The 25616-nt window shown below is 36.6% G+C and carries 17 protein-coding genes; 14 read left to right on the forward strand and 3 right to left on the reverse strand.

The features are described from left to right. Positions 1 to 69 precede the first annotated feature (69 nt). Entirely contained in the window at positions 70 to 990 is a 921-nt protein-coding gene (locus G7Y57_RS07440) for an endonuclease/exonuclease/phosphatase family protein (protein ID WP_165021685.1), read from the forward strand. Here G7Y57_RS07440 and G7Y57_RS07445 read toward each other — a convergent pair. Beyond that, entirely contained in the window at positions 977 to 1885 is a 909-nt protein-coding gene (locus tag G7Y57_RS07445) for an AraC family transcriptional regulator (protein ID WP_165021687.1), read from the reverse strand. The two genes, G7Y57_RS07440 and G7Y57_RS07445, sit on opposite strands and share 14 nt — an antisense overlap. 120 nt (positions 1886 to 2005) lie before the next feature. Between G7Y57_RS07445 and G7Y57_RS07450 the strand changes: the two genes are divergently transcribed. From G7Y57_RS07450 to G7Y57_RS07470, 5 genes are all read left to right on the forward strand, one after another. Next, positions 2006 to 3196 carry a Gfo/Idh/MocA family protein gene (locus G7Y57_RS07450; RefSeq protein WP_165021689.1) on the forward strand — a complete coding sequence of 397 codons (1191 nt, stop codon included), beginning with the start codon at positions 2006 to 2008 and terminating at the stop codon, positions 3194 to 3196. Between the two features lie 170 nt (positions 3197 to 3366). After that, complete coding sequence (locus G7Y57_RS07455; protein ID WP_165021691.1) at positions 3367 to 4911, forward strand: Gfo/Idh/MocA family protein; 1545 nt, start codon at positions 3367 to 3369, stop codon at positions 4909 to 4911. Positions 4912 to 4931: 20 nt separating this feature from the next. Continuing rightward, the gene (locus G7Y57_RS07460; protein ID WP_165021693.1) at positions 4932 to 5729 is read left to right on the forward strand and encodes a DUF1080 domain-containing protein; all 798 of its coding nucleotides are present in this window, start codon (positions 4932 to 4934) and stop codon (positions 5727 to 5729) included. Positions 5730 to 5733: 4 nt separating this feature from the next. Further along, on the forward strand, positions 5734 to 6456 hold the full coding sequence (locus tag G7Y57_RS07465; RefSeq protein ID WP_165021695.1) for a galactosamine-6-phosphate isomerase: 723 nt from the start codon (positions 5734 to 5736) through the stop codon (positions 6454 to 6456). Positions 6457 to 6463: 7 nt separating this feature from the next. Beyond that, the gene (locus G7Y57_RS07470; RefSeq protein WP_165021696.1) at positions 6464 to 7390 is read left to right on the forward strand and encodes an ROK family protein; all 927 of its coding nucleotides are present in this window, start codon (positions 6464 to 6466) and stop codon (positions 7388 to 7390) included. A 47-nt stretch (positions 7391 to 7437) separates the two neighbouring features. Here G7Y57_RS07470 and G7Y57_RS07475 read toward each other — a convergent pair whose 3' ends face one another. Beyond that, entirely contained in the window at positions 7438 to 10008 is a 2571-nt protein-coding gene (locus tag G7Y57_RS07475; protein ID WP_165021698.1) for a hypothetical protein, read from the reverse strand. 292 nt (positions 10009 to 10300) lie between these two features. Between G7Y57_RS07475 and G7Y57_RS07480 the strand changes: the two genes are divergently transcribed. The 6 genes from G7Y57_RS07480 to G7Y57_RS07505 all read left to right on the forward strand — a co-directional run bounded on the left by G7Y57_RS07480 (position 10301) and on the right by G7Y57_RS07505 (position 17380). Next, positions 10301 to 10810, forward strand: coding sequence for an ECF transporter S component (locus G7Y57_RS07480; RefSeq protein ID WP_165021700.1), 510 nt, complete (start codon positions 10301 to 10303; stop codon positions 10808 to 10810). 10 nt (positions 10811 to 10820) lie between these two features. After that, entirely contained in the window at positions 10821 to 11219 is a 399-nt protein-coding gene (locus G7Y57_RS07485) for a phosphoribosyltransferase (protein WP_165021702.1), read from the forward strand. Positions 11220 to 11226: 7 nt separating this feature from the next. Next, positions 11227 to 13119, forward strand: a complete 1893-nt coding sequence (locus tag G7Y57_RS07490) for a TonB-dependent receptor (protein ID WP_165021704.1) — start codon at positions 11227 to 11229, stop codon at positions 13117 to 13119. 28 nt (positions 13120 to 13147) lie between these two features. Next, the gene (locus G7Y57_RS07495; protein WP_165021706.1) at positions 13148 to 14086 is read left to right on the forward strand and encodes a DUF362 domain-containing protein; all 939 of its coding nucleotides are present in this window, start codon (positions 13148 to 13150) and stop codon (positions 14084 to 14086) included. A 39-nt stretch (positions 14087 to 14125) separates the two neighbouring features. Beyond that, entirely contained in the window at positions 14126 to 15646 is a 1521-nt protein-coding gene (locus tag G7Y57_RS07500) for a 4Fe-4S binding protein (RefSeq protein ID WP_165021708.1), read from the forward strand. 321 nt (positions 15647 to 15967) lie between these two features. Further along, positions 15968 to 17380: an amino acid permease gene (locus G7Y57_RS07505; protein WP_165021710.1), complete on the forward strand. Its 1413-nt coding sequence runs from the start codon at positions 15968 to 15970 to the stop codon at positions 17378 to 17380. 15 nt (positions 17381 to 17395) lie between these two features. Here G7Y57_RS07505 and G7Y57_RS07510 read toward each other — a convergent pair whose 3' ends face one another. Continuing rightward, the gene (locus G7Y57_RS07510; protein WP_255491368.1) at positions 17396 to 20254 is read right to left on the reverse strand and encodes an FAD-binding and (Fe-S)-binding domain-containing protein; all 2859 of its coding nucleotides are present in this window, start codon (positions 20252 to 20254) and stop codon (positions 17396 to 17398) included. Positions 20255 to 20864: 610 nt separating this feature from the next. On the opposite strand from G7Y57_RS07510, the gene G7Y57_RS07515 reads away from it, so the two are divergent. Next, entirely contained in the window at positions 20865 to 23987 is a 3123-nt protein-coding gene (locus tag G7Y57_RS07515) for a SusC/RagA family TonB-linked outer membrane protein (RefSeq protein ID WP_165021712.1), read from the forward strand. Positions 23988 to 24019: 32 nt separating this feature from the next. Further along, the gene (locus G7Y57_RS07520) at positions 24020 to 25504 is read left to right on the forward strand and encodes a RagB/SusD family nutrient uptake outer membrane protein (RefSeq protein WP_165021715.1); all 1485 of its coding nucleotides are present in this window, start codon (positions 24020 to 24022) and stop codon (positions 25502 to 25504) included. Positions 25505 to 25616 lie beyond the last annotated feature (112 nt).

The following is a 25616-nucleotide window of genomic DNA, read 5'->3' on the forward strand; positions in this document are numbered from 1 at the left end:
ATGAAAGGAGAGGCTATTTTAAATATTCGAAATAGCCTCTCTATTTTTTAATCAATTTAAAATAAAATCATGTATACTATTTTAAAATACCTATTAGGTATATTTATTGCAATCACAATTTGTTCATGTAACAAAAAGCAGGATATCACCACAATTCAGCTAAAAGTGATGAGTTTTAATATATGGGTTGGAGGAGGAAAATCCATTGGATCTACAGGTGAAGTTTTCGCCAAAAGTGGGGCTGATATAATTGGAGTACAAGAGTCTACTCGTGATGGCAAAAATATTGCAGTACACCTTGCCGGTAGTCTTGGATGGCACTCATATGCATATTCTGAAAGCCAAACTATTATCAGCAAATATCCGATAATTGACACTTCTGCCAACAAGCATGGTGTGAAAATCCAGATTGATAATAATCATTTTGTATGGATGTTTAATGTTCATCTGATGTATTGCCCTTACGAACCATATCAGTTAAATAGAATAGAGTATTGCGGCGGTCCTATACTCAATACTCCCGAAGAAGCTATTAGTTCAGCTTTGGCCACCAGAGAGGCCGATGTTAATTCTAATATAGCTGATATACTAGAAGTTCGTAAAGAAGGTTACCCCATTTTTCTTACCGGCGATTTTAACGAACCTTCTTGTCTAGACTGGACTGCCAGAGCAGTAGAAGCCAGATTATGTAAGATTCCTGTTCAATGGCCATCGACAAAAGCGTTTATTGATAAAGGCGGAATGACAGATTCGTACAGATTCTTTTATCCCGATGAAGTTAAGAATCCGGGACATACATGGACTCCATTGCCGGAAAGTCAGGCATATAAAGAAGTTTTAGATCGTATCGACTTTGTTTTCTTTTCGGGAAATGGGTTTGAACTTTCAAATACCCAAATAGTAGGGGAGTCTAGCTCAAAAAGTGATATTATGTTTGATAATTATCCTTCGGATCACAGAGCTGTACTTAGTACTTTCACTCTCCGGTAAACTTATCGGAAAGCTTATTTAATACCCTATATCTTGCGGGAGAAATACCCATTGTCTTTTTGAATAACCGGGAGTAATAATATGGGTCTTCAAAGCCAACCCGCATAGATATTTGGTTAACTTTCATTGTGCTACTTAGTAAATGGTAACAAGATCGCTGAATTTTGAGTTGATTGAAATATTCCATTGGCGGTATTCCCATATTTTTATAAAATAGCCTGTAAAAATAAGATGTAGAATACCCGAAATAGTTTGCTATATCGGGTAATTTTAGTTTGTTTCCGATATTTTCATTCATATAATGCGTTGCAAGATGAATTAATGAAGTTCCATATTTGTCTTCAGATTTTGAACTTCTATGAGTCTTAACATATAATAGCGAACCTAAAAAATAAGAAAGTCCAAAATTTGCATATTGCAGTGCATTATTATCATGCGATACTGATAATACATTGTATATTTCTTCAAATAGTTTCAAGCGTTCATCAATCCGTGAATTATTCTCCGGATCAATAGAAATTATTTTTCCGAATTCATTTTTAAATAAATCAGATTTGTATCCTTTGAAATGTATCCAAAAGATTGTCCATGGGTCAGAATTATTGGCTCCGTAACGATGTGCAATACATGCAGGTAATATTATGTATTGGTTTTCTTTTACCCCATGAACTTTTCCATTAAATTCGAACCAACCGCTTCCTTTTGTGCAGTAAATAAGAATATTTTCAGGACTGCCGGACGGGCGACTAATGTAATGATATTTTGCACTTGGGAAATAACCCAAAGAATGGAAATATAAATCATTCATCATGGAATTTTTATCCATTTCTTCTACAATGAAAAATGGAAGTATAATACTCCATTGTCCATGAAATCCATGTTTAATCTGTGTCATTTAGGTTTAGCATTTTAATTGTAATAAAATTAGCAATAATAATCCATTGCTTGGGCAAGATTTATCTATTTTTTCATCATGGCTATTACGTAAATTTGTTTATTAACTAATTAATAAGATATGAACCGAAAACAGTTTATTCAACGCTTAGGAACAATAGGAGTCGCAGTAATTGCATCACCTATAATCGGAACCTCTTCTTTAGAAGCTTCACTATCTTCGCCGGCTTTTGGTGCTACGAATAATAAAAAGACTCGTGTAGGTATCATTGGCTGTGGAAGTGTATCGGGTATGTATTTACCTCATTTGTCAAAATGCCCTTATGCCGAAGTAGTAAGTGTCTGTGATATATTACCTGATAGGGCAAAAAATGCTGCACAAAAATATGGTGTAAAGAATTGGTATCCCCATATTGATAAGATGCTGGCCGGAGTTCCATTCGATTTATTAGTGAATCTTACCAATATGCAAGAGCACGGAAGGTTGAACCGTCAGGCATTAATGGCTAAAATAAATGTATGGAGTGAGAAACCTATGGCAAATACTTATGCCGAAGGGCGTGAATTATATAATCTTGCCAACAGTCAGGGAGTTCGTATATGGGGTGCTCCTGCGGTTGTAAATAGTCCGCAATTCGCATTTATGGCTAAGCAAATAAATGAAGGAAATCTAGGTCGTATTGCGGCTGCACATGCTCATTACGGACATCAAGGACCCAATTGGTCTGCGTTTTTCTTCGAAGAAGGAGGTGGCAGTTTACCAGATTTAGGTGTCTATAATATCTCTACCCTGACAGGACTATTTGGACCTGCAAAATCGATTATAGCAATGACAAATATTGTAGACCCGACTAGAAACACAGGAGATAAAGGTCATATACAAGTGGTTGCGGAAGACAATGCAATGGTGATAATGGAACATCAAAATAATGTGCTATCCCATATTCAGTGTGGATTCAACTATTTCGATCCCTATGGACATGAGGGTACAGGTCAGGAACGACCAACTATCTCCGTTACAGGCTCAACAGGAAATATGCATATGATAGGATATGATTGGAAACCATCGGGTGTGGATATGGCTACAGTCGCAAACGAGAAAACACAGCGATTTGCGACCGATCAGGGTACTTTTCTTTGGGAAGAGGGTGCCTCCATTATCTGTGAATATCTGGCAACAGGCAAAGAAACCCTTATTAATCCTGAGCATGCTTTGCACGTTCTGGAGATTATTGAAGCAGCACGCCAGTCTCAGGCGCAAGGCAAAAGAATTAATTTACAATCCTCTTTTAAATGGCCGGTAATAGGGTGATCAAATGAGATGAATTTCGATTTTATGATCAAGGATTAAACTATGTATTCGTATTTTATTCCTTCATTTAAGATAAGCTAAATAATAAACTTTCACAAAATATTGGTTATTCCGGCATTTAAATTAAATTTAATCAATCAATTATATTGTTAACTTGTAAAAAATTATTAATGAAAGAAATAAATGAAAAACAAAACCTAAAAGCGGCAGAAATGTCTCGCAGGAAGTTTCTTAGTGTTGCGGCCACTGGAGTTGCAGGCTTAACTATTCTTCCGAGTTTTACTGTCTCAGGATTAGGACACATGGCTCCGAGCGATAAACTATACATTGCCAAATTGGGATGTGGAGGTATGGGCGCAGCCGATCTCGAGTGTTTGGTAAATACACCGAGAAAGAATGCGGTAATAGCCTATCTCTGCGATGTTGATGGACGCATGGCTGCCGGTGCGCAAAAGAAATTCCCTAAAGCTCCTCTCTATGAAGACTGGCGCGAATTGTATGAAAAGGAGCATAAGAATTTTGATGCTGTATGTATTTCTACACCGGATCATAATCATGCTATTCAGGCATTTGGAGCAATGCGGATGGGGAAACATGTTTATCTGCAAAAGCCATTGTCGCACGATATTTATGAGGCACGTATATTGACCGATGCCGCAAAAAAATATAAGGTTGTTACTCAAATGGGAGATCAGGGTAATTCGTGCGATGGAATGAAAACTATGCGCGAATGGCTCGATGCAGATTTGATAGGTGATATACAAAAAGTTTATTGTTGGACAAATCGTCCTGTATGGCCTCAGGGAATCCCATGGCCTACCGCAAAAGCTTCTGTGCCAAAAGAATTGAATTGGGATTTATGGCTCGGTACAGCTCGGCATGTCGACTATATTGAAAATCTGATCCCTTTTAACTGGCGTGGCTGGTGGGAATTCGGTACAGGTGCCCTAGGTGATATGGGATGTCATATTATCGGACCTCCGTTCAAATTACTCGGTCTGGGATATCCAAGTGAGGTTAGTTGCAGTGTAACCAATCAGTTTACTGATATTTTTAAAGAAGCCTATTATCCGGAAAGTGCTCCGGTAGCAAGTTCTATTCGCTTTAAGTTTAAACAGCAAAACGGTAAGAATCTCGATTTATATTGGATGGACGGAGGTATTATGCCCGAACGTTTCGACGAAATAGATCCTAATGCAGATATGACTACTGCAATGGGAGACCTAGATCCCCTTGATGTTGAAGGAGCGACAGTGTTTGTAGGAACTAAAGGTAAGATATCTTGCGGTTGGGGTGGATCTGATCCCCGATTATGGGTAAATGATGGTAGTAAAAAACCACTTTTTGCTAAAGATGTAAACCTTCCTCAGAAATATGAGAGGATAGAAGGCGGTACTAATGGACATTACTGGGCTTGGATCGATTCGTGTATTACCGGCTATGATAAAGCGAAAGTCGAATCACCATTCGAAGGTTATGCAGGGCCACTAACAGAAGCGGTACTGATGGGTAATCTGATTCTCAGAAGTTATAATATTCGCGAAGAAGTGAAACGTAATGATTCGGTTTATGGCGAAATGGAAGCTTTTCTTTATCCCGGTCGTAATATCACATATCAATGGGATGGAGCAAATATGAGAATTACCAATTTCGAAGCTGCTAATCAATTTGTGAAAAGAGAATACCGTAAAGGTTGGGAAGAATTAAAATTGTAAATAACTTATAAAACAAAAATATGAAAATAAAATATTGTGGCATTCTCATTGTACTGGCAACACTATTAGTTGTTTCATGCACACCAAAAGAAAGTAGTCAGGAACTTGTTGTAAAAGACTCTGATTGTGCTGAAGAAGCTATACCCGAAGGTGGAGAATGGATAACCATGTTTGATGGAAAGACACTTGACGGATGGCGTGGCTATTGCCGTAAAGATGTACCCGATGGATGGGTTGTAGAAGATGGCTTTATAACTTTTAAAGGAAGTGGAAACACAATCGATCCTGAAGGTGGTGATCTAATGTATGACAAACAATTCGAAAATTTCGTATTTGAAGTGGAATGGAAAATAGATAAAGCTGGAAATAGCGGTATTTTTTATACAGCACAAGAAATTGAAGGGAAACCTATTTACTACTCAAGTCCCGAATACCAATTGCTTGATAACGAAAATATGCCCGATGCTTGGGAAGGCGTTGGTGGAAATCGTCAGGCAGGAGCTGTATATGATATGATTCCTCCTGTTCCACAACCAGTAAAACCTTATGGAAACTGGAATAAGACCAAAATTGTTTTGTATAAAGGACATGTTTATCACTATATGAATGATACTCTTATTCTGGATTTTAAATTCGGTACACCTGTTTGGAAAGCATTAGTCGATAAAAGTAAGTTCAGTAAATTCAGTAAAGATCCTGAAAGCTGTGTTGATGCTTATGAACTAATGTTAGACTGTGGCAAAAAACCGGGCTATATCGGATTTCAGGATCACGGATATGGCGTTTGCTTCCGTAATATTCGCATAAAAGAACTCTAACTTAATGAAAATAGAATTGTGCGACTCTTATGATCAATTGAGTCGTAAGGCTAATGATATTATTATTGGAAATCTGTTGCAGCACAAAACAATAAAGATTTGTGCTGCAACAGGCAATTCTCCAACACGAATGTATGAGATGCTAAGTAAGGAGTATTCAAATCGTCCGGAATTATTTTCTCAAATCCAAGTAATTAAACTGGATGAATGGGGAGGATTGCCACAGAGCCATTCGGGGACATGTGAGACTTATTTGCAAGAATATGTTATTAAACCATTGAAGATAACTGAAGATCGCTATGTTTCATTTCAAAGTGATGCTTTACACCCGGAAAAAGAATATAAAAGAGTTCAATCGGAGTTAGAGAAGAGAGGGCCGATTGATATTTGCATTTTAGGATTGGGCATGAATGGTCATATAGCATTTAATGAACCTGCTGATTCTTTGCAGCCTAATTGTCATATTGCAGCCCTTTCACCTCAATCGCTTCAACATTCTATGGTAGCAGGAGAGGATAGTAAACCTCAATATGGACTTACATTGGGCATGGCTGATATAATGCAGTCTAAATTGATAATTCTTCTTATAAATGGTGTGAATAAACGCGAAATCACGCGATCTTTTCTATCTAAAAAAATAACAACTGGTTTACCGGCTTCTCTTTTATGGCTTCATCCTAATGTTATTTGTCTTTTGGATAAAGAAGCAGCTGGAGATTTAAAATAATAATACTATGAAACACGCTATAGCGATAGATATTGGTGGTACTAATATAAAATATGCTCTTGTAGATAATGATGGGAATATATTATATGAATCCTTCAGATCTGCTAAATCGAATGATAATATGACTAGTCTTATAGATCTTCTTAAAGCGATTGTTACTGAAATTCGGGTTGTCGCATCTTCTTCTAATTTTTCAATTATAGGGATTGGTATCGGTGTCCCTTCGGTTATTGATGATGGCGTTGTACTATTTGCAAATAATTTACCTGAGCTGGATAATCAGAATCTACGAAAAATAATAGCTACTTATAGTGGCTTATCAGTATTTGTCGATAACGATGCTAATCTGATGGGGTTAGGCGAAGTGGTCTATGGTGGAGCCAAAGGAATATCTGATGCTGTTTTTCTAACCATAGGAACAGGTATTGGCGGAGCTTTGATTTTGAATGGGCAACTTTATGGAGGATACAGAAACCGTGGTACAGAACTAGGTCATATCATCGTCAATTGCGATGGAAATCCTTGCTCGTGCGGAGCAAGAGGATGCTTCGAAGCACACGCTGCTGTAATTGTCCTTATCGAAGAATATAAAAAGTTGCTAATAGATGACATCCAGACGGATGTAGAAATAGATGGCAAATATATTGTATCCCGATATGAAGCAAACGAAGAGGCAGCCATTATTGCAATGAATAATCATTTCTATTATATAGCGATGGGTGTTGTTAGCCTGATAAATGTTTTTGCACCGCAGAAAATAATAATAGGAGGGGGGATATCAGAGTCCGGCGATTTCTATATAGACAATATTCAAAAACTGGTAAAAGAACTGGTTATGAAAGAAACTTCTTGTTTTACTACAATAGAACGGGCTTCGTTAGGAAACAAAGCGGGATTTCTAGGTTCGGCAGCGCTAGTGTTTAAACATATGTGATGAGAAAACCATATATTATATTTCAGGTATTTTTATCCTTTTCAAAATCAAAGCCCTAAACCTATCCCGATATAGAAACGATTACCATCGTCTGATGAAAAATAAGAAAATTTACCCGTATATTTTTTAAGTAATGTCAGCCAAAAACCGCCACCATAGGATATATGCCATGTTCGGGAATGCTCATTTGGAAGCCAGACTCTACCATGGTCAAAGCCTGTAAATACACCATAATTAATAGGGGTAAAAGGATTTTTCAATCGCCCCAAATCATATCTAAAATCAGTATGCTGATAAAATGACTGTCTGCCAATAAAGCGATTATCCCGAAAGCCTCTAAGCTCAACTGATGCTGCTTGATAAAACTCGTATCGATTAGTAAATAATGCCTCTCCAATAAACGCCGTTGCTATTGAAAATCGATCGGTGCAGTTTATCTCCACTGATAATTTAGATCTTAAATAAGGGAAATTACGTCTCAGATCGCTCAAATTCCAAGTTAGCCCAGAGGTAACCGATAAATCAATAGCAGGTATGGTTGCATCTATTTCTTTATGTATATCGTAAGTCAGATTCACGTCGGCAAAAACCTTAGTGTCGAATACCTTGCTGTTATCACCATATACCTGATTTATGAATCGGTCTGTTGGTTCGCTCAGAGTATATACTTCTAATGTTGATTGAGCTGTTATTTTGTACATGGGACTTAATCTCCAATAGTAGGAGGGTTGGATGCTATATCTACCTATATCCACCCGATTATATTCGATTTCGGCGTCCCTATGGCCATTTGTTTGGTTTCCATAACCAAAGAAGTTATGAAAATCGTTTGCAACACCAAATATAGCTTCTATACTAAAGCCATTTTTCTCGTCAAGCGAAGGAAAAAATCCCTGATACATTAATCCGTCCAGATAACTAAAACCGATTCTATGTCGATAGCTATAAGGAGATCTTTTGAATCCATACATTGTTTTACTTAAATATGCTCCCAAATAAAAGCCCAAATCGGAGTCGTAGACACCCCAAGGTGTAAAGTTTACAGTGTGATATTTTAGCTTGGTGTAATCATAAGTATGCACTTTTTCCACATTAGTCCTGATGATATTAGCATCGCCAAGAGTGTCGTTGACAACATTATGATTCTTATAGTCATAAATTGTTGTGTTTCGGCTTCTCTCTATATTATATATATTAGTACCTTTTCCGCCAACTAAAGTAAGTGGAGTACCACTTCTTGATTTCCCCGATATTCTAAAAATATCATCTCCACTTAGCCCATATAGCCAAATCTCCTTAGTATTTTTATCGTATTCCTTATCAAATAATAAGGCATTGGTGTTTCGATCATAAATGCATATGTTAGTAGTATTCCTGTTACTTTGTTCTATTACGAATAAATCATTACCGTTAGTACCCGTTATCACAGGAGTTTCTTGCAATATGTTATAATATTTGTGAGCGATGTCTTCAATAGCATCTCTGCGTTTTTTGAGATTCGCTTTAATAGTTTCGGTGCTATTTGTCTCATATATTTCTTCAGGTAGTTCTTTGAAAGCGCTATCAATAACAGAATCAGTTAAAAGATACCCGAGATATTTAGCCTCCTCTTCCCAAACTTCACGTCCACTCCTTGCTACCAAGGCTACATCGAGAGGAATACCAATACCATTTGCTTTCTTAAGATTGTTATAATTACCGTCATAATTGGTTATACTGTTTAAACCAAATACATTCAGCATCAATTTGAATAATATTCCATCTACTCGTGTAAAAGTATGGCTGCGATCTGCAACCAAAGGCATATATACAATACTGTCGCTTTGTGGAATTCCATACCATTGCCAGTTTTCTTTTGTTTTATTCCAATCACCGATTAATATGTCTAATAGTCGCTCTCTAATGTATTCGTGTTGATTGACATGAAAAGATTTAGACTCTTGTATCTTTGTTAATAAATTATCTGTTTCTATTACTTTAGATTGGGTTGTAAATGTTTTTAGGTCGTAAATGCTTACCAATCTATCGGCGATACCTGTGCCATCTGCAATAGTATCGGTAGTTGCATTTTCGGGGATATAAAATATTTCGGAATCAAAAGAACTCAATCCAACTCCCTCGGCCAATTTATTAGCAACAAGGAAAGCATAAGGATGGGTAATTGTATAAGCATCACCTATAAATTTATCTAGATATGTGTCTTTGAAATCTTCTCTATTATATGTGTTTTTGAAAAAGTCCGATTCTATAAATGTTGTAGCTCCACCAAGGGGCCTTACTAAATATTGGTGCCCTTCTTTATCTTCAAGAAATAGTGCATGCAATCGAGGAAGTTGACCTACAAATTTGAGTCCTCCATAAAGGTCATAAAGCCTCGTTGATTTCACAGAGATAGGGGTAGAATATAATTCTCTATAATGTTTGCCGACTATACGATTATAAATTCCACTCCGTTTATGCGAGTCGGGTAGATAGATAGATTTTTTTATTAAACTATCAGAGTATATGGGTACTGTATCTTCCTTAATTTTATCAGAAATGTCTTTAGCTGAGCTACTCAGATAAAACAAATTGTATATTGTTAAAAGTACGATACCGAATTTTAGAGTAAAACGCATAGACAAAAACCTGTTATTGTAAATCGAATACAAAAATTTATACTATTTAAGATTAGATTAAAATTAATAACAAATGAATGATACAAAGTGTTTCGACTATATCTCCAATTTTAAAAACAGATAGAGCTATTTGTTAATATTTCATTTTTACGAGAATTAAGTGTCTGATAAATAGTGTTCAGTAAAATTGCTGAATAAAATATATTGGTTCTTTTTTTAGTTTTTAACTAGCGATATTTTGAATGTTAAAATTAAATATCTAATATTGTTTCTCAATTAACAACTATCTAACATGGAAACAACAGCAAGACTTTATTCTTTGACTTACAAGGAATCTAAAACGTATCTTTTTGCACTATTATTTGTTGTCGGCAATATTGTATTGCCACAATTGAGCCATTTAATACCCGGTGGAGGATTAATGTGGCTACCTATTTATTTTTTCACTTTAATCGCGTCTTACAAGTACGGTTTACGTGTTGGATTACTTACAGCTATCCTATCTCCGTTAATCAATAATCTTTTATTCGGAATGCCTCCTGTAGATGTTCTACCTATCATTCTGACTAAATCAAGCTTGCTGGCAATAGTAGCAGCATCTGCAGCACGTTATTTCGAAAAAGTATCATTTTGGGCTATATTAGGAGTTGTGATAAGTTATCAGGTAATAGGTACACTCGTTGAATGGGCAATGGTAAAAGATTTATTTGTTGCATTACAAGACTTCCGTATTGGAGTACCCGGAATGTTGATTCAGTTATTTGGTGGATTTGCACTGTTGAAAGCTATCGCTAAACTCTGAAAATATTAATATGCAAGGGAAAATATTTGAGGAGGTTCTGGAGCGATTCAGAACTATTCCTTTTAACGAAGATTTTGATATAATAGTTGCAATAGCAAATGGGGGAATAGTGCCGGCTGCCATACTCAATCAACGATTGGATATTGAAATACAATTGCTAAAGATCAATTTAAGGGATAGTACTCAAAAACCAAAGTATGATAGCCCACGGCTAATTGCACCTATCGATTTTGAGTTTAAAAATAAACGCATTCTTTTAGTTGAAGACCGTGTCAAAACCGGGGCATCTTTAACTTTGGCAGTAGCTTTGTTGCAAGGTGCAAAATTTATAAAAACATTTGCAGTGAACGGAAATGCAGACTATGCTTTATACAACGAAGATTGTTTTAAGTTTCCATGGATATTATAAGTAATAGATGAGTAAAGTATCAATCGTTCTCTTTTTTATTTTTTTACAGCTTTTTATTGTACATAAGAGTTATTCTCAGTCTATTGTTCGCGATTCTATTCATTTGAATGAGATTATAGTTACGGGATCACGAACAGAAACAAATTTGCGTAATTTACCGATGAGTATAACTGTGGTTGGTAATAAGCAGATTCAAAATAGATTAGAGCAGTCATTATTACCGATAATAACCGAGGAAGTACCCGGATTATTTATAACAGGACGGAGTATTATGGGGTATGGTGTTGCAGCCGGTTCGGCCGGTGGGATGAAGATAAGAGGGGTGGGAGATAGTCCGACCACAGGTATATTAATGCTCATAGATGGACATCCTCAATATATGGGGCTCATGGGACACCCTTTAGCAGACTCCTATCAATCTATGATGGCCGAACGTGTGGAAGTGATGCGAGGGCCTGCATCAGTGCTTTACGGATCGAATGCAATGGGTGGTGTTATCAATATCATTACAAAAAAGCAATTACAATCGGGAGTAAAAACACATTTTAGATCGATGTACGGATCATATAATACGTCCTCTACAGAAGCTAATAATGCTGTTAGATCAGGCAAATTCAGTAGTTACGTTTCGCTTGGATATAATCGTAGTGATGGACATCGTGAAAATATGGATTTCGAACAATTCAGCGGATATACCAAGCTTGGATATGATTTTACCTCTAATTGGAATGTATTCGCAGATTTGAATTTGACTAATTTTAAGGCGTCTAATCCAGGTTCGATAACGGAACTACTTATCGATAATGATGCTGATGTTACAAGAGGAATGACGTCTTTCTCTCTCGAAAACAGATATAATAAGACTTCGGGGGCAGTAAAGTTCTTTTGCAATTTTGGTGCGCATAAAATAAACGATGGATATAATCCAAATAAGGAAGGCAGCGCGCCTTTAGACTATCGTTTTCGTTCCAATGATAATATGTTAGGTGTCTCAATATATCAGACATATAGTTTCTTTCAAGGTAATCAGGCTACTGCAGGGTTCGATTTTCAGCGTTTTAGCGGACATGCATGGAATACTTATTTTGATGAAAGAGGGGATAAAGATATTGTAGACAAAGGAATCAATAATGTGGCGGGTTATGTAAATATAGAACAGCGTTTGAGTAATAAACTCGTTTTAAATGCCGGAATAAGAGCAGACAATAACAGTCATGCCGGAATGGCTTGGATTCCACAAGTGGGACTAAACTATTTGGTATCAGACATTACATCATTAAAAGCGATAGTAAGTAAAGGTTTTAGAAATCCTACTATTCGGGAGATGTATATGTTTCCTCCTCAAAATCCTGATTTGAAACAAGAACGATTGATGAATTATGAGTTGTCAGTCTCCCAGCACCTTTTAAATTATAGGTTGAGTATGGAACTTAATCTTTTTTATATAAAAGGAGAGAATAGCATACAAACTATAATGATTGATGGTAAACCATTGAATGTCAACACAGGAAAGATCAAGAATCATGGACTTGAGTTTGCCACTCATTACAAGATAAATAATAATTTGCGATTTTCAGCTAATTATAGTTGGCTGAAAATGAAATACAAAGTGATAGCCGCACCCGAGCAAAAATTATATGTGAGTGTAGATTATACTCAAAAAAAATGGGGTATATCATCAGGTGTACAGTACATAGGTAACTTGTATACCGCTGTAACACCGACAGAGAGTGTGAAAAATTCATTTGTTTTATGGAATACGAGAGTAATGTATCGTCCGACTAAGGCATTGGAAATATTTGGAAGAGGGGAAAATCTACTTGCACAAAAGTATGAAATTAACAAAGGCTACCCAATGCCACGGGCTACGGTTTTCGGTGGCATAAATTTAAGTTTTTAAAGATCAATTAAATTTAATAATTAGCGCTATGGACAGACGGAATTTCTTAAGAACAATAGCTATCACAGGAGCAGCTATAACATTGAAAACACAAGGAGGAATGGATATATTAGCACAGACAGTTAATAATGCACAGACCGGAAAACCTGTAGATATTGTTGCTGTTATGGGTGGCGAGCCTGATGCTATGTTCAAACGGGCAATGACTGAGTTGGGCGGTATGTCGAAATATGTGAAGAAAGGCTACAAGGTAGTTGTAAAACCAAATATCGGTTGGGATAAAGCACCTGAATTAGCCGGAAATACCAATCCCAAGCTTGTTGCAGAGATTGTTCGCCAATGTTTTGCTGCCGGAGCTAAAGAAGTAACTGTATTCGATCATACATGCGACGATTGGGTGAAGTGTTATAAAAACAGTGGTATCGAAGCGGCAGCTAAAGGTGCAGGAGCAAAAGTTGTACCGGCACACGAAGAGTCGTACTATCGCACTATCCAACTTCCTAATGGAAAAAAGATAAAAGATGCTAAAGTACACGAAGCTATACTCGATAGCGATGTATGGATCAACGTACCTGTGCTCAAACATCATGGCGGAGCTAATCTGTCTATCTCGATGAAAAATCATATGGGTATTGTTTGGGACAGAAGAATATTCCATAGCTCAGATCTTCAACAATGTATAGCCGATATTTGTACTATGCAGAAAAAACCGGTATTGAATGTTGTAGACGCATATCGCACAATGAAAACAAACGGTCCACAAGGAAAATCATCTGCTGATGTAGTAGATACTAAGAGCCTTTTTGTTTCTACTGATATTGTAGCTGTAGATACGGCAGCTGCTAAATTCTTTAACCAGATACGTGAGATGCCTTTGGCAAATGTAGGGCATCTGGCAAATGGGCAGTCATTGAAACTGGGAACTATGAATATAGATAATCTGAATATCAAGAGAATAAAAATGTAAGGTCATAGACCTATTTATTCTTCATCCAAATATCACACAATGCTAAAAAAAATACGTGTAGGAGTATCACTCCTGTTGTTTACACTGATAACTTTCTATTTTCTCGACTTCGTAGAATTAATACCAAATGATAGTCTCAATTGGTTGCCGAGGATACAATTTGTGCCGGCATTGTTAGCCGGTCATTTGATAGTATTGATAGTTCTTATTTTACTTACAGTATTATTTGGTAGAGTTTACTGTTCCTCGATATGTCCGATGGGGATATATCAGGATATAATAACTTGGTTTTCGAAGCGGACAGCTAAAAAGAAAAAGCGGCATAATTTTAGTCAAGCAAAAAATATATTACGTTGGTCAGTATTGGCACTAACTGTGGTTGGTGCTGTTTCGGGATTTACTATAATTTTAGGATTATTAGATCCTTACAGTGCTTATGGAAGAATAGTTGCTAATATATTTCGCCCTGCGTATATGGGAGGTAATAATTTATTAGAATATATTTTCACAAGTTTCGGGAACTATACTTTTTACAGAACCGATATATTTATCAATAGTGTATTTGCTCTCTCTGTGAGTGTGTTGACTTTTCTTATTATAGGGTTTATGGCTTGGAAGTATGGACGCACATATTGCAATACAATTTGCCCTGTTGGCACTATCTTAGGATTTTTAAGTAAGTTTTCTTTATTCAAAATCAGAATAGACGAAAGCAAATGCAATGGCTGTGGTTCATGCGAAATGAAATGTAAAGCCTCTTGTATAAATAGTAAGGAGCATGTTATTGATTATAGCCGATGTGTAAATTGCTTTAACTGTTTAGAAAGTTGTAACAAAAAAGCATTGAGTTTCACGCCTAAAGTAGGAAGAACAGTAAAAGTAGAAAATATAGTAAAACCTGTCGATTCAGGAAAGCGTTTGTTCTTGAAAGCAACATTTACTGCCCCTTTATTATTAGTACAAGATAAAACCGATTCATTAGTAGGTGAGAAGAGCTATGCTCGAAAAACACCGATCGCACCCCCTGGTGCAATCAGTATCAAACATTTATCGAATCATTGTACATCTTGCCATCTCTGTATCAGCAAATGCCCATCACGAGTACTAAAACCTGCACTTATGGAATATGGACTTGGTGGAATTATGCAGCCGACTATGTATTTCGAAAAGGGGTTCTGTAATTTCGACTGTACTATCTGTTCCGAGGTATGCCCTAACGAAGCTATAAAGCCACTCACCAAAGACGAAAAGCATCTTACACAAGGAGGCTATGTTGTTTTTAACGAAGATATTTGTGTTGTGCATACTGATGGAACGAATTGCGGAGCTTGTGCCGAGCATTGTCCTACACAAGCGGTAACTATGATCCCTTATGAGAATGGGTTAACAATACCGCACATAAATCCAGAAATATGTGTTGGCTGTGGTGGCTGTGAGTTTATTTGCCCGGTACGTCCATATCGTGCTATTCATGTGGAGGGGCATACAGTCCAAAAGCAGGCTAAACCATTCGAAGAAAGTGAAAAGTTCGAAGAAAAAATAGATAGCTTTGGATTTTGAATACTCCATCTCAAGGTGCATATATCTGTAATTTTAATAATTTTCGAACCTATTTGTAGCTAAATACCCTATAAAACGATAGTATTGTTAGTTTTTTATCAATATTATTGTTTTATTTGTATCTTTAATTTCTTTTCGCATTTTGTAATTCTAATATTTATAAATGCTATATTCTTTCTTTGTTTCCAAAAGAAGTATGGGATATATGGAAGTTCTATCAAATAATTAGTGGTGGAATAAATAAGTCATATGAGGCTTTGTTTATATAAAAATGGAATTAAAAAACGAAAGATTTAAATTGATCAAACTTAGCGAGAAATTATGAACGAAATAGAGCCAGAGCAAACTTCTGACAAATCGGACAACGGACTTAACAGACACCTTACAAACCGTCATATTCAACTCATTGCAATTGGTGGGGCAATCGGAACAGGCCTATTTATGGGTTCCGGTAAGACTATCAGTCTTTCAGGCCCATCCATATTATTGGTCTATGCCATAATTGGGTTCATTCTGTTTTTTGTAATGAGAGCAATGGGAGAATTGTTGTTATCTAACTTAAAGTACAAGTCTTTCATGGATTTTGCAACTGACTTGTTAGGGCCTATGGCCGGATTTTATGTGGGATGGACATATTGGTTCAGCTGGATTGTAACAGGTGCAGCCGACCTTATTGCAATATCAGGTTATGTTCAGTATTTAGTTCCGGATTTGGTAGGACCATGGGTTCCCGCATTAGTTTGTATTATTTTATTTCTAGGTCTTAATCTTCTATCTGTAAAATTGTTTGGAGAAGCAGAGTTTTGGTTTTCCATTATCAAAATAATTGCCATTATGGCACTGATTGCTATAGGTATACTATTCATTATTTACGGATTTGAAACGCCATCAGGTACAACCACATCGTTAAACAATATTTGGAATGACGGTGGCTTTTTCCCTATGGGTTTTACTGGGTTTATTGCAGGATTCCAAATAGCGGTATTTGCCTTCGTCGGTGTCGAATTGGTTGGAACTACTGCTGCTGAAACTAAGGATCCTGAGAAAACATTGCCTAAAGCAATTAATGCAATTCCAATCAGAGTAATTCTGTTTTATGTTGGTGCACTTGCTGTGATAATGTCGGTAATGCCTTGGAGAACAATTAATCCTAACGAAAGTCCTTTCATTGTTTTATTTTCTTTTGCAGGTATTGCCGCTGCATTTACTATAACTTATGTTGTAGTACTAACATCTGCTGCATCGTCGGCAAATAGCGGAATCTTTTCTACGAGTAGAATGTTGTATGGCTTGGCCACAAATAAAAAAGCTCCTTCCATGTTTAGAAAACTATCTAAATCGTCAGTTCCGGCAATAGGTCTCATTTTTTCGTGTATGTGTTTACTACCGGTTGTATTTCTGCTTTATTTCGAGAATCAGAATATTATCCATGCATTTACTCTCGTTACAACCGTAGCAACAGTCTTATTTATATTTGTCTGGTCGATGATTCTTTTTTCTTATATCGCTTTCAGACGGAAGAAGCCCGAATTGCATAAGAAATCTAAGTATAAAATGCCCGGAGGATTATATACTTGCTATCTTTCATTGCTTTTCTTCCTATTCCTGATAGTAGCTTTATGGTTTAAAGAAGATACGCGTCAGGCACTTATTGTCACTCCTATATGGTTTATGTTGCTAGGTGGTGCTTATTATCTGATAACTAAATCAGTTAAGAAAAATAGCAAGCAATAATCGGTAAAATATCGGTTATTTAGTCACTTCGTCAATCAGATAGAATATAGATTTGAAGTTAATATCACTGTACTCACTCAGCCCTATTTCACAGGTTCGACTTGTCGAATAACCGTCTTTACAATTGACAGGTATTTGCTCTTGAAGATATCTTTGACCGTGTTTGTTTAGTTCGGGATATGTAAATCCTCGATCTCCTGCGAATCCGCAACAGTTGCTTTCGACCATTGTAACCTTTTTTGAACACATTTGAGCTAACTTGTAAAGATGTTGTTCCATGCCGATCTTTTTCACTGAACAAACAGGAAATACGCTTACTACATCCCGTGGTTTTTTCACAGTCAACTTTGTCATTACGAACTTGAGCATAAACTCAATCGGATCGTATATTTTAATGTCTTTGTTTGTATAACTATCATGAAACGTATAGAAGCAGGGACTCATATCGAACAGTATTGGGTATTTGCCGCCTTCCGATGCTTGATATAATGCTTCTTCGAGTTCTTTCAATTTGCGACTACCTTCTTCTTTCAGCCCTTTACTGCTAAAAGCCATTCCACAACAAAGACTATTCAACCCTTTGGGATAGATAATAGTAAAACCGGCACGTATAAGTAATTCTTCTGTTTTTCGGGTCAATTCCAGATCACCTTTTTCATAGCCATTCGATTTCCCCATTGTTCTGTTAATACATGACGGAAAATAGACAACCTTATCAGTCTGCCCAGGATTAGCGATAGAATGTGCGATCTTTCGTGCACCTTTTGGCATATCCTTATTCCATTTAGGTATTGTATTCCCTGATACGGTTCGCATACCTCCCGCAATAGCACCCATAAGCGTATCACCTAATACCATGTGCGAGAAGTTTACCACATTTAAACCTACGCGTCCTGCAGAAGTAATGCCGGCCATATGATTTCCGATAAATGCTGCGACCTTTTTAGATGTATTACCCGCTTCATTATGCCGAAGGTCTTTTATAAACTTACCTGTGTCAATCTTAACAGGGCAGAGTAATGCACAAAGCCCATCGGTAGCACAGGTTTCGTTCGAGTAATATTTAGAATCTTTCAGCATTTGTTGCAAACGTTGGGGATTATCACCAGCTTCTTTTAACCGAGAGATTTCTCTTACAATGACAATGCGTTGCCGTGGTGACAATGTTAGACCTTCCGAAACACAATTGGGTTCGCAAAAACCACACTCCATACATTTATCTACAATCTCATTAACTTGGGGTAGCGGCTTTAGATTTTCGAGATGAATTTTCGGATTTGGATTGATTAGTACACCCGGATTGATCAGCTTGTGTGGATCAAATAAGTCTTTGATACGGACCATTATTTTATAAGCCGCCTCTCCCCATTCTTTTTCTACAAACGGAGCCATATTGCGCCCTGTTCCGTGTTCGGCTTTGAGTGAGCCATCGAACTTATTCACTACAATATCAGCGAGCCCATCCATCATTTGCGAATAGCGTTCTACTTCCGATGGTGTGGAAAAATCTTGTGAAAAGACAATGTGCAGATTGCCGTCGAGTGCATGACCAAATAAGGCCGCATCATTATATTCTAATTCTTTGAATAACTTTTTCAATGCGACACAGGCTTCAGCTAGTCGTGGTATAGGGAACGCAACATCCTCAATCATACACGTAGTACCTGTTTTCCTAAGTCCGCCTACCGAAGACAGTAAGCCTTTACGAGCTCTCCAGTTGAAATTATATTCCTTTGGATCCGATGTAAATATATAGGGCTGAATTGTTGGAATAGGAGATACAAGCCTCCTTATATCAGCTTCTTTTTGTTCTATTTCACTCTTTTCATTCCCTTGTATTTCAACCAAAAGCACGCATGCTGTTTCCGGCAATTTGCTAAAATATTCAGGGGCATCCGGATCATTCTCTACTGAACGAATGGAATCCCGATCTAGTAGCTCTACAGCTGAGACAGGACTTTCTTTCAATAAAGGGACAGCCTCACAAGCCTTTTCTACTGTTTCAAAAATCATTAAAGCACAAGCTTTGAACTTTTCATCGATAACAGTACTATATGTAAGATCAGAAATAAATGCCAATGTTCCTTCTGCTCCAATCATCAGATGCTTAATAATATCGAACGGATCTTCATAATCGACTAATGCATTAATGCTATAGCCCGTAGTATTCTTTATTTTAAATTTACGCTTGATACGCTCATATAGAATATCATCGGCCTTGATATCGTCTCTTAACTGAATTATTTCCTTTATAATCTCAGGGTGTTTTTCGGAAAAAGATACTTTGCTTTTTTCATCAGATGTATCAAGTATGGTTCCATCATACAGTACAATCCGAATATCAGCAATCGTTTTATATGAATTCTGCGAAGTTCCACAGCACATACCACTAGCATTATTAGAGGCTATACCTCCAATCATTGCAGCATTGATAGATGCAGGATCTGGGCCAATCTTACGACCGTATGGTGCTAAGAAAATATTCGCTCGTGAACCTGTAATACCCGGTTGAAGTTTTATTTTTAACCCATCGTCTAAAATACTATATCTTTTCCACTTATGCGTAGCTACCATCAATACAGAATCGGTAATTGCCTGACCGGATAGACTAGTTCCGGCAGCTCGATATGTTACTGGAATATTCATTTCTCCTGTTAAACGGATTACTTCAACTGCTTCTTCTTCGGAATGTACTTGAACCACAATTTTAGGTGTCAGCCTATAAAAACTCGCATCGGTACCATAAGCCAGAAGCTGCAAAGGATTTGTGATTAATCTTTTCGGATCAATTTTTTCAGATAATTTATCTTTTAATTGCTGGTAATTCGCTGGTAACATAATAAATGCTTCTTTAGTTGACAAGGTTAATTTCATGTAAAAGTGAGTTAACTGGATTAGACACAATCTACTATAAGATGTGCCCCATCTATAATAACCACAGTCCGATAAAATTAATCATAAATTGATTGTAAAACAAGTATGTTCTTGAGATTCTACTCTTCCACGTATAGCCCCTGATAGTAGTCTGAAGAAGGCTTGTATTAGTCTTTTCTCTTTACTTAATAAACTTTTATTTGTTGCTAATAATTGCGTAAAACTATTACTGGTATTATCCTCAAAATCTAATTTATACTCACATTTAGCTTCTTTAGAGTATGTCAGATGTGCATTAATTACTTGTTATTAGTGATAATTTATTGAAAATTATCATAAAAATAGTATCTTTGTCAAAAAATTAGCTCTCAACACTATCATTATAAACATACGTAATGCTTTTCCTAATAACTCTCTAACAATATTATAAATAAGGGATTAAGAATAAATTGGCTCGTTATTATATCAAGTCAATAGATAGTCCACTAACTAACTATGTATTAATATACAAGGTTAGATAGCTATTTTTCTATCATTTAAATTTTTAATTTATAAAATTCATAACATACTCTAATAAAACATCTTTTTATTACGCTTAATTTTACTAATTATGAAGAATAAACTATTATTTCTCTTCTTATGTATTTTAAATTTCTCTTTAGCCTTTGCTCAGAATGATGCAGTAAAAGGTAAAGTGACTGATGAGACAGGCGAGCCTATTGCAGGTGCAGTTGTCGCAATAAAAGGCACAAGTGTAGGTACAACCACTGATGCTGATGGTATGTATTCTATTAACGCTGCAAATTCTACGACGCTTAGATTTTCTTTTCTAGGTTATGAAACAAAAGAAGTTGTCGTTTCAGGTAGAACTCTTAATGTCAGATTAGATCTTAACGACCAACAGTTGGATGATGTGATTGTTGTAGCTTATGGTACGGCATCAAAAGCCGGATATACCGGTTCGGCATCTACAGTAAGTAAAAAAGAAATAGCAAAATCTCAGGTAAGTAGTGTATCTCGTTTGTTACAAGGTGCAGCTGCCGGTGTGCAATCTGTAGCAGTATCAGGTCAGCCCGGTTCAGATGCCGATATATTTATTCGTGGTATAGGATCTGTTAATGCTTCGAGTACTCCTTTATATATTGTAGATGGAGCTCCTTTTGATGGTGCATTAAGCTCAATAAATCCCGCAGATATTGAATCTATTAATGTAATGAAAGATGCTGCCGGTACGGCTCTTTACGGTTCTCGTGCTGCTAATGGTCTTATAATTATAACAACAAAACAAGGTAGTAAAAGACAAAAAGCACAGATTGATGCCAGTTTTAAATATGGTGTATCTTCGCGTGCAGTAGCTGATTATAAGCAAGTTTCAACAAATGAATATTTCATGTTGTATTGGGATGCTCTACGTAACAATCAGTTGTACTATAACGATAAATCACCGGCTGAAGCAGCTGCTTATGCATCATCGAATATTGTATCTACACTAGGTATCAATCCTTATGGAACAAGAATTCCGCAACCCGTAGGCACAGATGGTAAAATAGTAAGTGGGGCTACTCCTCTTTGGGACGATAATTGGTCAGATGCATATACACAAGATGCTAACCGTACCGAAGCCCAGATTAATATTGGTGGCGGCGGTGAAAATTCCACTTATTATATCTCATTAGGTTATTTGAATGATCAAGGTATTGCTTTAGCTTCTGATTTCAAGAGATATACAGGACGGGTTAACTTGAATGCCGATTTAAGAAAAGGGTTACGCGTTTCTGCAAATTTATCACTTATACACTCTAAACAAAATGCACCGCAAGGTGATGATAGCAGCACGAGCAACACATTGAATACAGCTCGTCTAATCCCTAGTTTTTATCCTATTTGGGAACGAGATCTTGAAACAGGAGCTTTTCTTAAGACAGCCGATGGACAAAGAATTATTGACTATGGTCCTTATCGTCCATCAGGGGCAGTACCTAAATACAATCACTTGGGAACTTCTCCATTCGACTATAATAGAATAACCAGAGATATGGCTTCCTTAAGAACGGCAGTAGAAATAGATATTTATAAAGGGTTGATGTATAAAGGTAGTCTAAACATTGATTACACTAATAAAAATGACCATGACTACACTAATCCTGTGTATGGTAGCGGTTCATATAATACTTATCCGGGAGAAATAACAAGGTATAATAGCCGTACAACCGGATTTACAGGTAATAATATTATTACCTATAACAGAACGGTTAATACAATTCATAATTTTAAGATATTGGCCGGACAAGAATTTTATGAATATAACACAGCCTTTATTGAAGGAACACGAACCGGTTTGCCGGCGTTAGGTCTCGAAGAACCTGCAGCAGCAAGTCAGCTTAATTCTTTTACAGGCTTCTCCGACAATTATAAACTATTAAGCTTCTTCGGTAACATCGATTATAATTACAACCATAAGTATTATGGTTCAGCATCTATACGTCGCGATGGTTCATCAAGATTTTCACCTGATTCCCGCTGGGGTACATTCTGGTCAGTAGGGGGATCGTGGAGAATTTCGGAAGAAGACTTCATGAAAAATATTAGAGAAATAACAAAGCTATCGATACGTTCCAGTTATGGAGGACAAGGTAATGATAGAATAAATGATAGTAGTGGTAACGAAATATATTACGCATATCAAGATCTCTTTTCTATAAAAAATAATCTTGGAGAATCTGGTTTTGTAAAAGAAAATATGTCTAACCCTAATTTGAAGTGGGAAACAAATCTGAATTTCAACCTCGGTGTAGACTTCGGATTATTCGATAATAGATTAACCGGATCGATAGAGTATTTTAACCGTCGTTCTAAAGATTTGCTATTTAATATACCTAAGGCTCTTTCTACCGGATACAGTGGCTACACAGCAAACGCAGGTGCACTGAAAAATGTTGGTTATGAAATAATGATAACAGGTACTCCTATCAAAACAAAAGATTTAACATGGACTATCTCGGCAAATGTAACCCAATATAAAAATGAAATTACCGACTTGCCACAGGATCCTATTATAACAAGCAACAAAATATTAACAAAAGGAGGTTCAGTATATGATTTTTTCTTAGTAGAGTGGGCCGGAGTAGATCCTACTGATGGATTGGCACAATGGTATAAAACCGATGCTAACGGAAACAGAGTAAAAACAAAAGTTTACAATGAAGCAAATACTACCAACTCAAAAATAGTAGCGGGTTCGGCTATACCTGATCTTGTAGGAGGATTTAGTACAAGTATTACGTTCCGTGATTTTGACTTTTCAACTTTATTTGCATACGCACTTGGTGGAAAGATATATAATCAAGATAAGATAATGATTTTGAATAATGGACGAACCGCAGGTCGTGCGATGTCGGAAGAAATATTGAAACGTTGGACTCCGGAAAATAGAGATACTGATGTTCCTCGTATGCAGACTTCTACAGCAAATGCATGGACTAGCCAATCTACCCGTTTTTTAGTCGATGGAGATTATCTACGTATGAAAAATATTACTTTAGGTTATAATATTCCTACATCTTTATTGAATAAAGCTCAAATAGGTGCTTGTCGATTGTATATACAGGGAGAAAACTTGTTGACAGTATTTGGAGAACAAGGATTAGACCCGGAACAAAGTGTAAATGGGGTATCTTACTTTAGATATCCGGCAATGAAAACATTTTCATTCGGAATGAATCTATCGTTTTAAACAATTATCGAATCTAAAAAAGAAATATTAATATGAAAAAAATTATATATTCATTTTGGGCGCTTTTGTTAGGAGTAACACTTTATTCATGCGATATGGATATTGATCCGACAAATTCAGTCAATAGTGAACTGGTCTTCGAAAATGCAGACAATGCAGATAAGGTATTAAACGGAACATGGAGTTATCTTTTCGATACGTACTTTACATACCAAAATCCGGGATGGACATCTGTCTTGTTGGCAAGTGATGCGATGGGTAGTGATATTGCAATCCAACCGGGCAAATATGGTTACATTGGACATTACGAGTTTTCTACAATGTCGAGTACAAGTACTACATCTGTTACTGCCGCCTGGACGTTGGCTTATAAGACTATAGATAATATGAACAACATTATAGCGAGAATAGATGGTGTTGAAGGAAAACCCGAAACGAAAGCAAGAGTGAAAGCTCAAGCTTTGGCTTTAAGAGGGTATATTTATCTTAATATGGCATCGTTCTACGCATTATCTTATGAAAAAGATCCTGCAGCACTTTGCGTTCCTATTTATACTGAACCATCGAGCATATTAACAGAAGGTAAACCAAAAAGCCAATTAAAAGACGTATTTAAAAGGGCTGAAGATGACCTTACTGAGGCTTACAAAACTATTGGAGACTACAATAGATCCGGTCTAAAATATAAGATAGATAAGAATGTTATAGCAGGACTTTTAGCACGATTGTATCTTCAAACCAGTAACTGGGCAGAAGCTCAATCGTATGCCGAAAAAGCACAATCAAGTTATTCATGGATGGCTACAGCCAGCTATTTGCAAGGCTTTAATGATTTAGGGAATGCCGAATGGATATGGGGACATGGACAAACAACGGAGCAAAATACAGCTAGCTACAGTTTTCAATACAAAGATGTATCTTCTAAATCATCCGGTTATTATAGTTTTCTTGCCGACCCATATTTCAAAGATTTTTTTGACCAAAATGATATCCGTTATCAATTGTTTGAGTGGGATTTAAGTAGATATAAGGGCGCTTTAATGTACAAGAAATTCTTGCTTCGTAGCGATGAGACTGCTGATATTGTTTTAATGAGAAAAGCTGAAATGGTATTGATTGAAGCAGAGGCGTATGCAGAACAAGATAAGTTACCATTGGCAATTGCAAAATTGAATGAGCTTAGGAGTGCACGTAATGCGGATAAGCCAAATTTATCTGGTCTAAATAAAAAAGATCTTATAGAGGTAATACTCATCGAAAGACGTAAAGAATTGTTTGGTGAAGGATTTTCTCTATCTGATATTATCAGACGTCAAAAAGCTGTTGAACGCAAGGCTGTTCCGAACAATACCGCATTGGTAATTGATGGGAAACCTGTTGAAGTAGGAGGTGAGGCTGTATACATAAAAGGTCATACCATTACTAAGTTTCCTTCAGGGGATGCTTTTGCTCCAAATAGCACTTATTATTTGTTTGCTATTCCGGCTTCAGAAACAACGAATAATCCAAATTTATAATATTAGATCAAGTCATTAGACTAAATATAAAAAAGGCAAGTATTTATTACTTGCCTTTTTTAATTAAAACTATCTACTAATTATAACGTTTTACCTCATACTATAATTATGA

It is taken from the genome of Dysgonomonas sp. ZJ279, assembly GCF_011039205.1.
Classification (GTDB): domain Bacteria; phylum Bacteroidota; class Bacteroidia; order Bacteroidales; family Dysgonomonadaceae; genus Dysgonomonas.

Coding starts and splice junctions, on each gene's coding strand:
- G7Y57_RS07450 (WP_165021689.1), top strand. CDS start 2,006: ATGAACCGAAAACAGTTTATTCAACGCTTAGGAACAATAGGAGTCGCA.
- G7Y57_RS07510 (WP_255491368.1), bottom strand. CDS start 20,254: ATGAAATTAACCTTGTCAACTAAAGAAGCATTTATTATGTTACCAGCG.
- G7Y57_RS07520 (WP_165021715.1), top strand. CDS start 24,020: ATGAAAAAAATTATATATTCATTTTGGGCGCTTTTGTTAGGAGTAACA.
- G7Y57_RS07505 (WP_165021710.1), top strand. CDS start 15,968: ATGAACGAAATAGAGCCAGAGCAAACTTCTGACAAATCGGACAACGGA.
- G7Y57_RS07465 (WP_165021695.1), top strand. CDS start 5,734: ATGAAAATAGAATTGTGCGACTCTTATGATCAATTGAGTCGTAAGGCT.
- G7Y57_RS07455 (WP_165021691.1), top strand. CDS start 3,367: ATGAAAGAAATAAATGAAAAACAAAACCTAAAAGCGGCAGAAATGTCT.
- G7Y57_RS07470 (WP_165021696.1), top strand. CDS start 6,464: ATGAAACACGCTATAGCGATAGATATTGGTGGTACTAATATAAAATAT.
- G7Y57_RS07515 (WP_165021712.1), top strand. CDS start 20,865: ATGAAGAATAAACTATTATTTCTCTTCTTATGTATTTTAAATTTCTCT.
- G7Y57_RS07460 (WP_165021693.1), top strand. CDS start 4,932: ATGAAAATAAAATATTGTGGCATTCTCATTGTACTGGCAACACTATTA.
- G7Y57_RS07485 (WP_165021702.1), top strand. CDS start 10,821: ATGCAAGGGAAAATATTTGAGGAGGTTCTGGAGCGATTCAGAACTATT.
- G7Y57_RS07500 (WP_165021708.1), top strand. CDS start 14,126: ATGCTAAAAAAAATACGTGTAGGAGTATCACTCCTGTTGTTTACACTG.
- G7Y57_RS07440 (WP_165021685.1), top strand. CDS start 70: ATGTATACTATTTTAAAATACCTATTAGGTATATTTATTGCAATCACA.
- G7Y57_RS07475 (WP_165021698.1), bottom strand. CDS start 10,008: ATGCGTTTTACTCTAAAATTCGGTATCGTACTTTTAACAATATACAAT.
- G7Y57_RS07490 (WP_165021704.1), top strand. CDS start 11,227: ATGAGTAAAGTATCAATCGTTCTCTTTTTTATTTTTTTACAGCTTTTT.
- G7Y57_RS07495 (WP_165021706.1), top strand. CDS start 13,148: ATGGACAGACGGAATTTCTTAAGAACAATAGCTATCACAGGAGCAGCT.
- G7Y57_RS07480 (WP_165021700.1), top strand. CDS start 10,301: ATGGAAACAACAGCAAGACTTTATTCTTTGACTTACAAGGAATCTAAA.
- G7Y57_RS07445 (WP_165021687.1), bottom strand. CDS start 1,885: ATGACACAGATTAAACATGGATTTCATGGACAATGGAGTATTATACTT.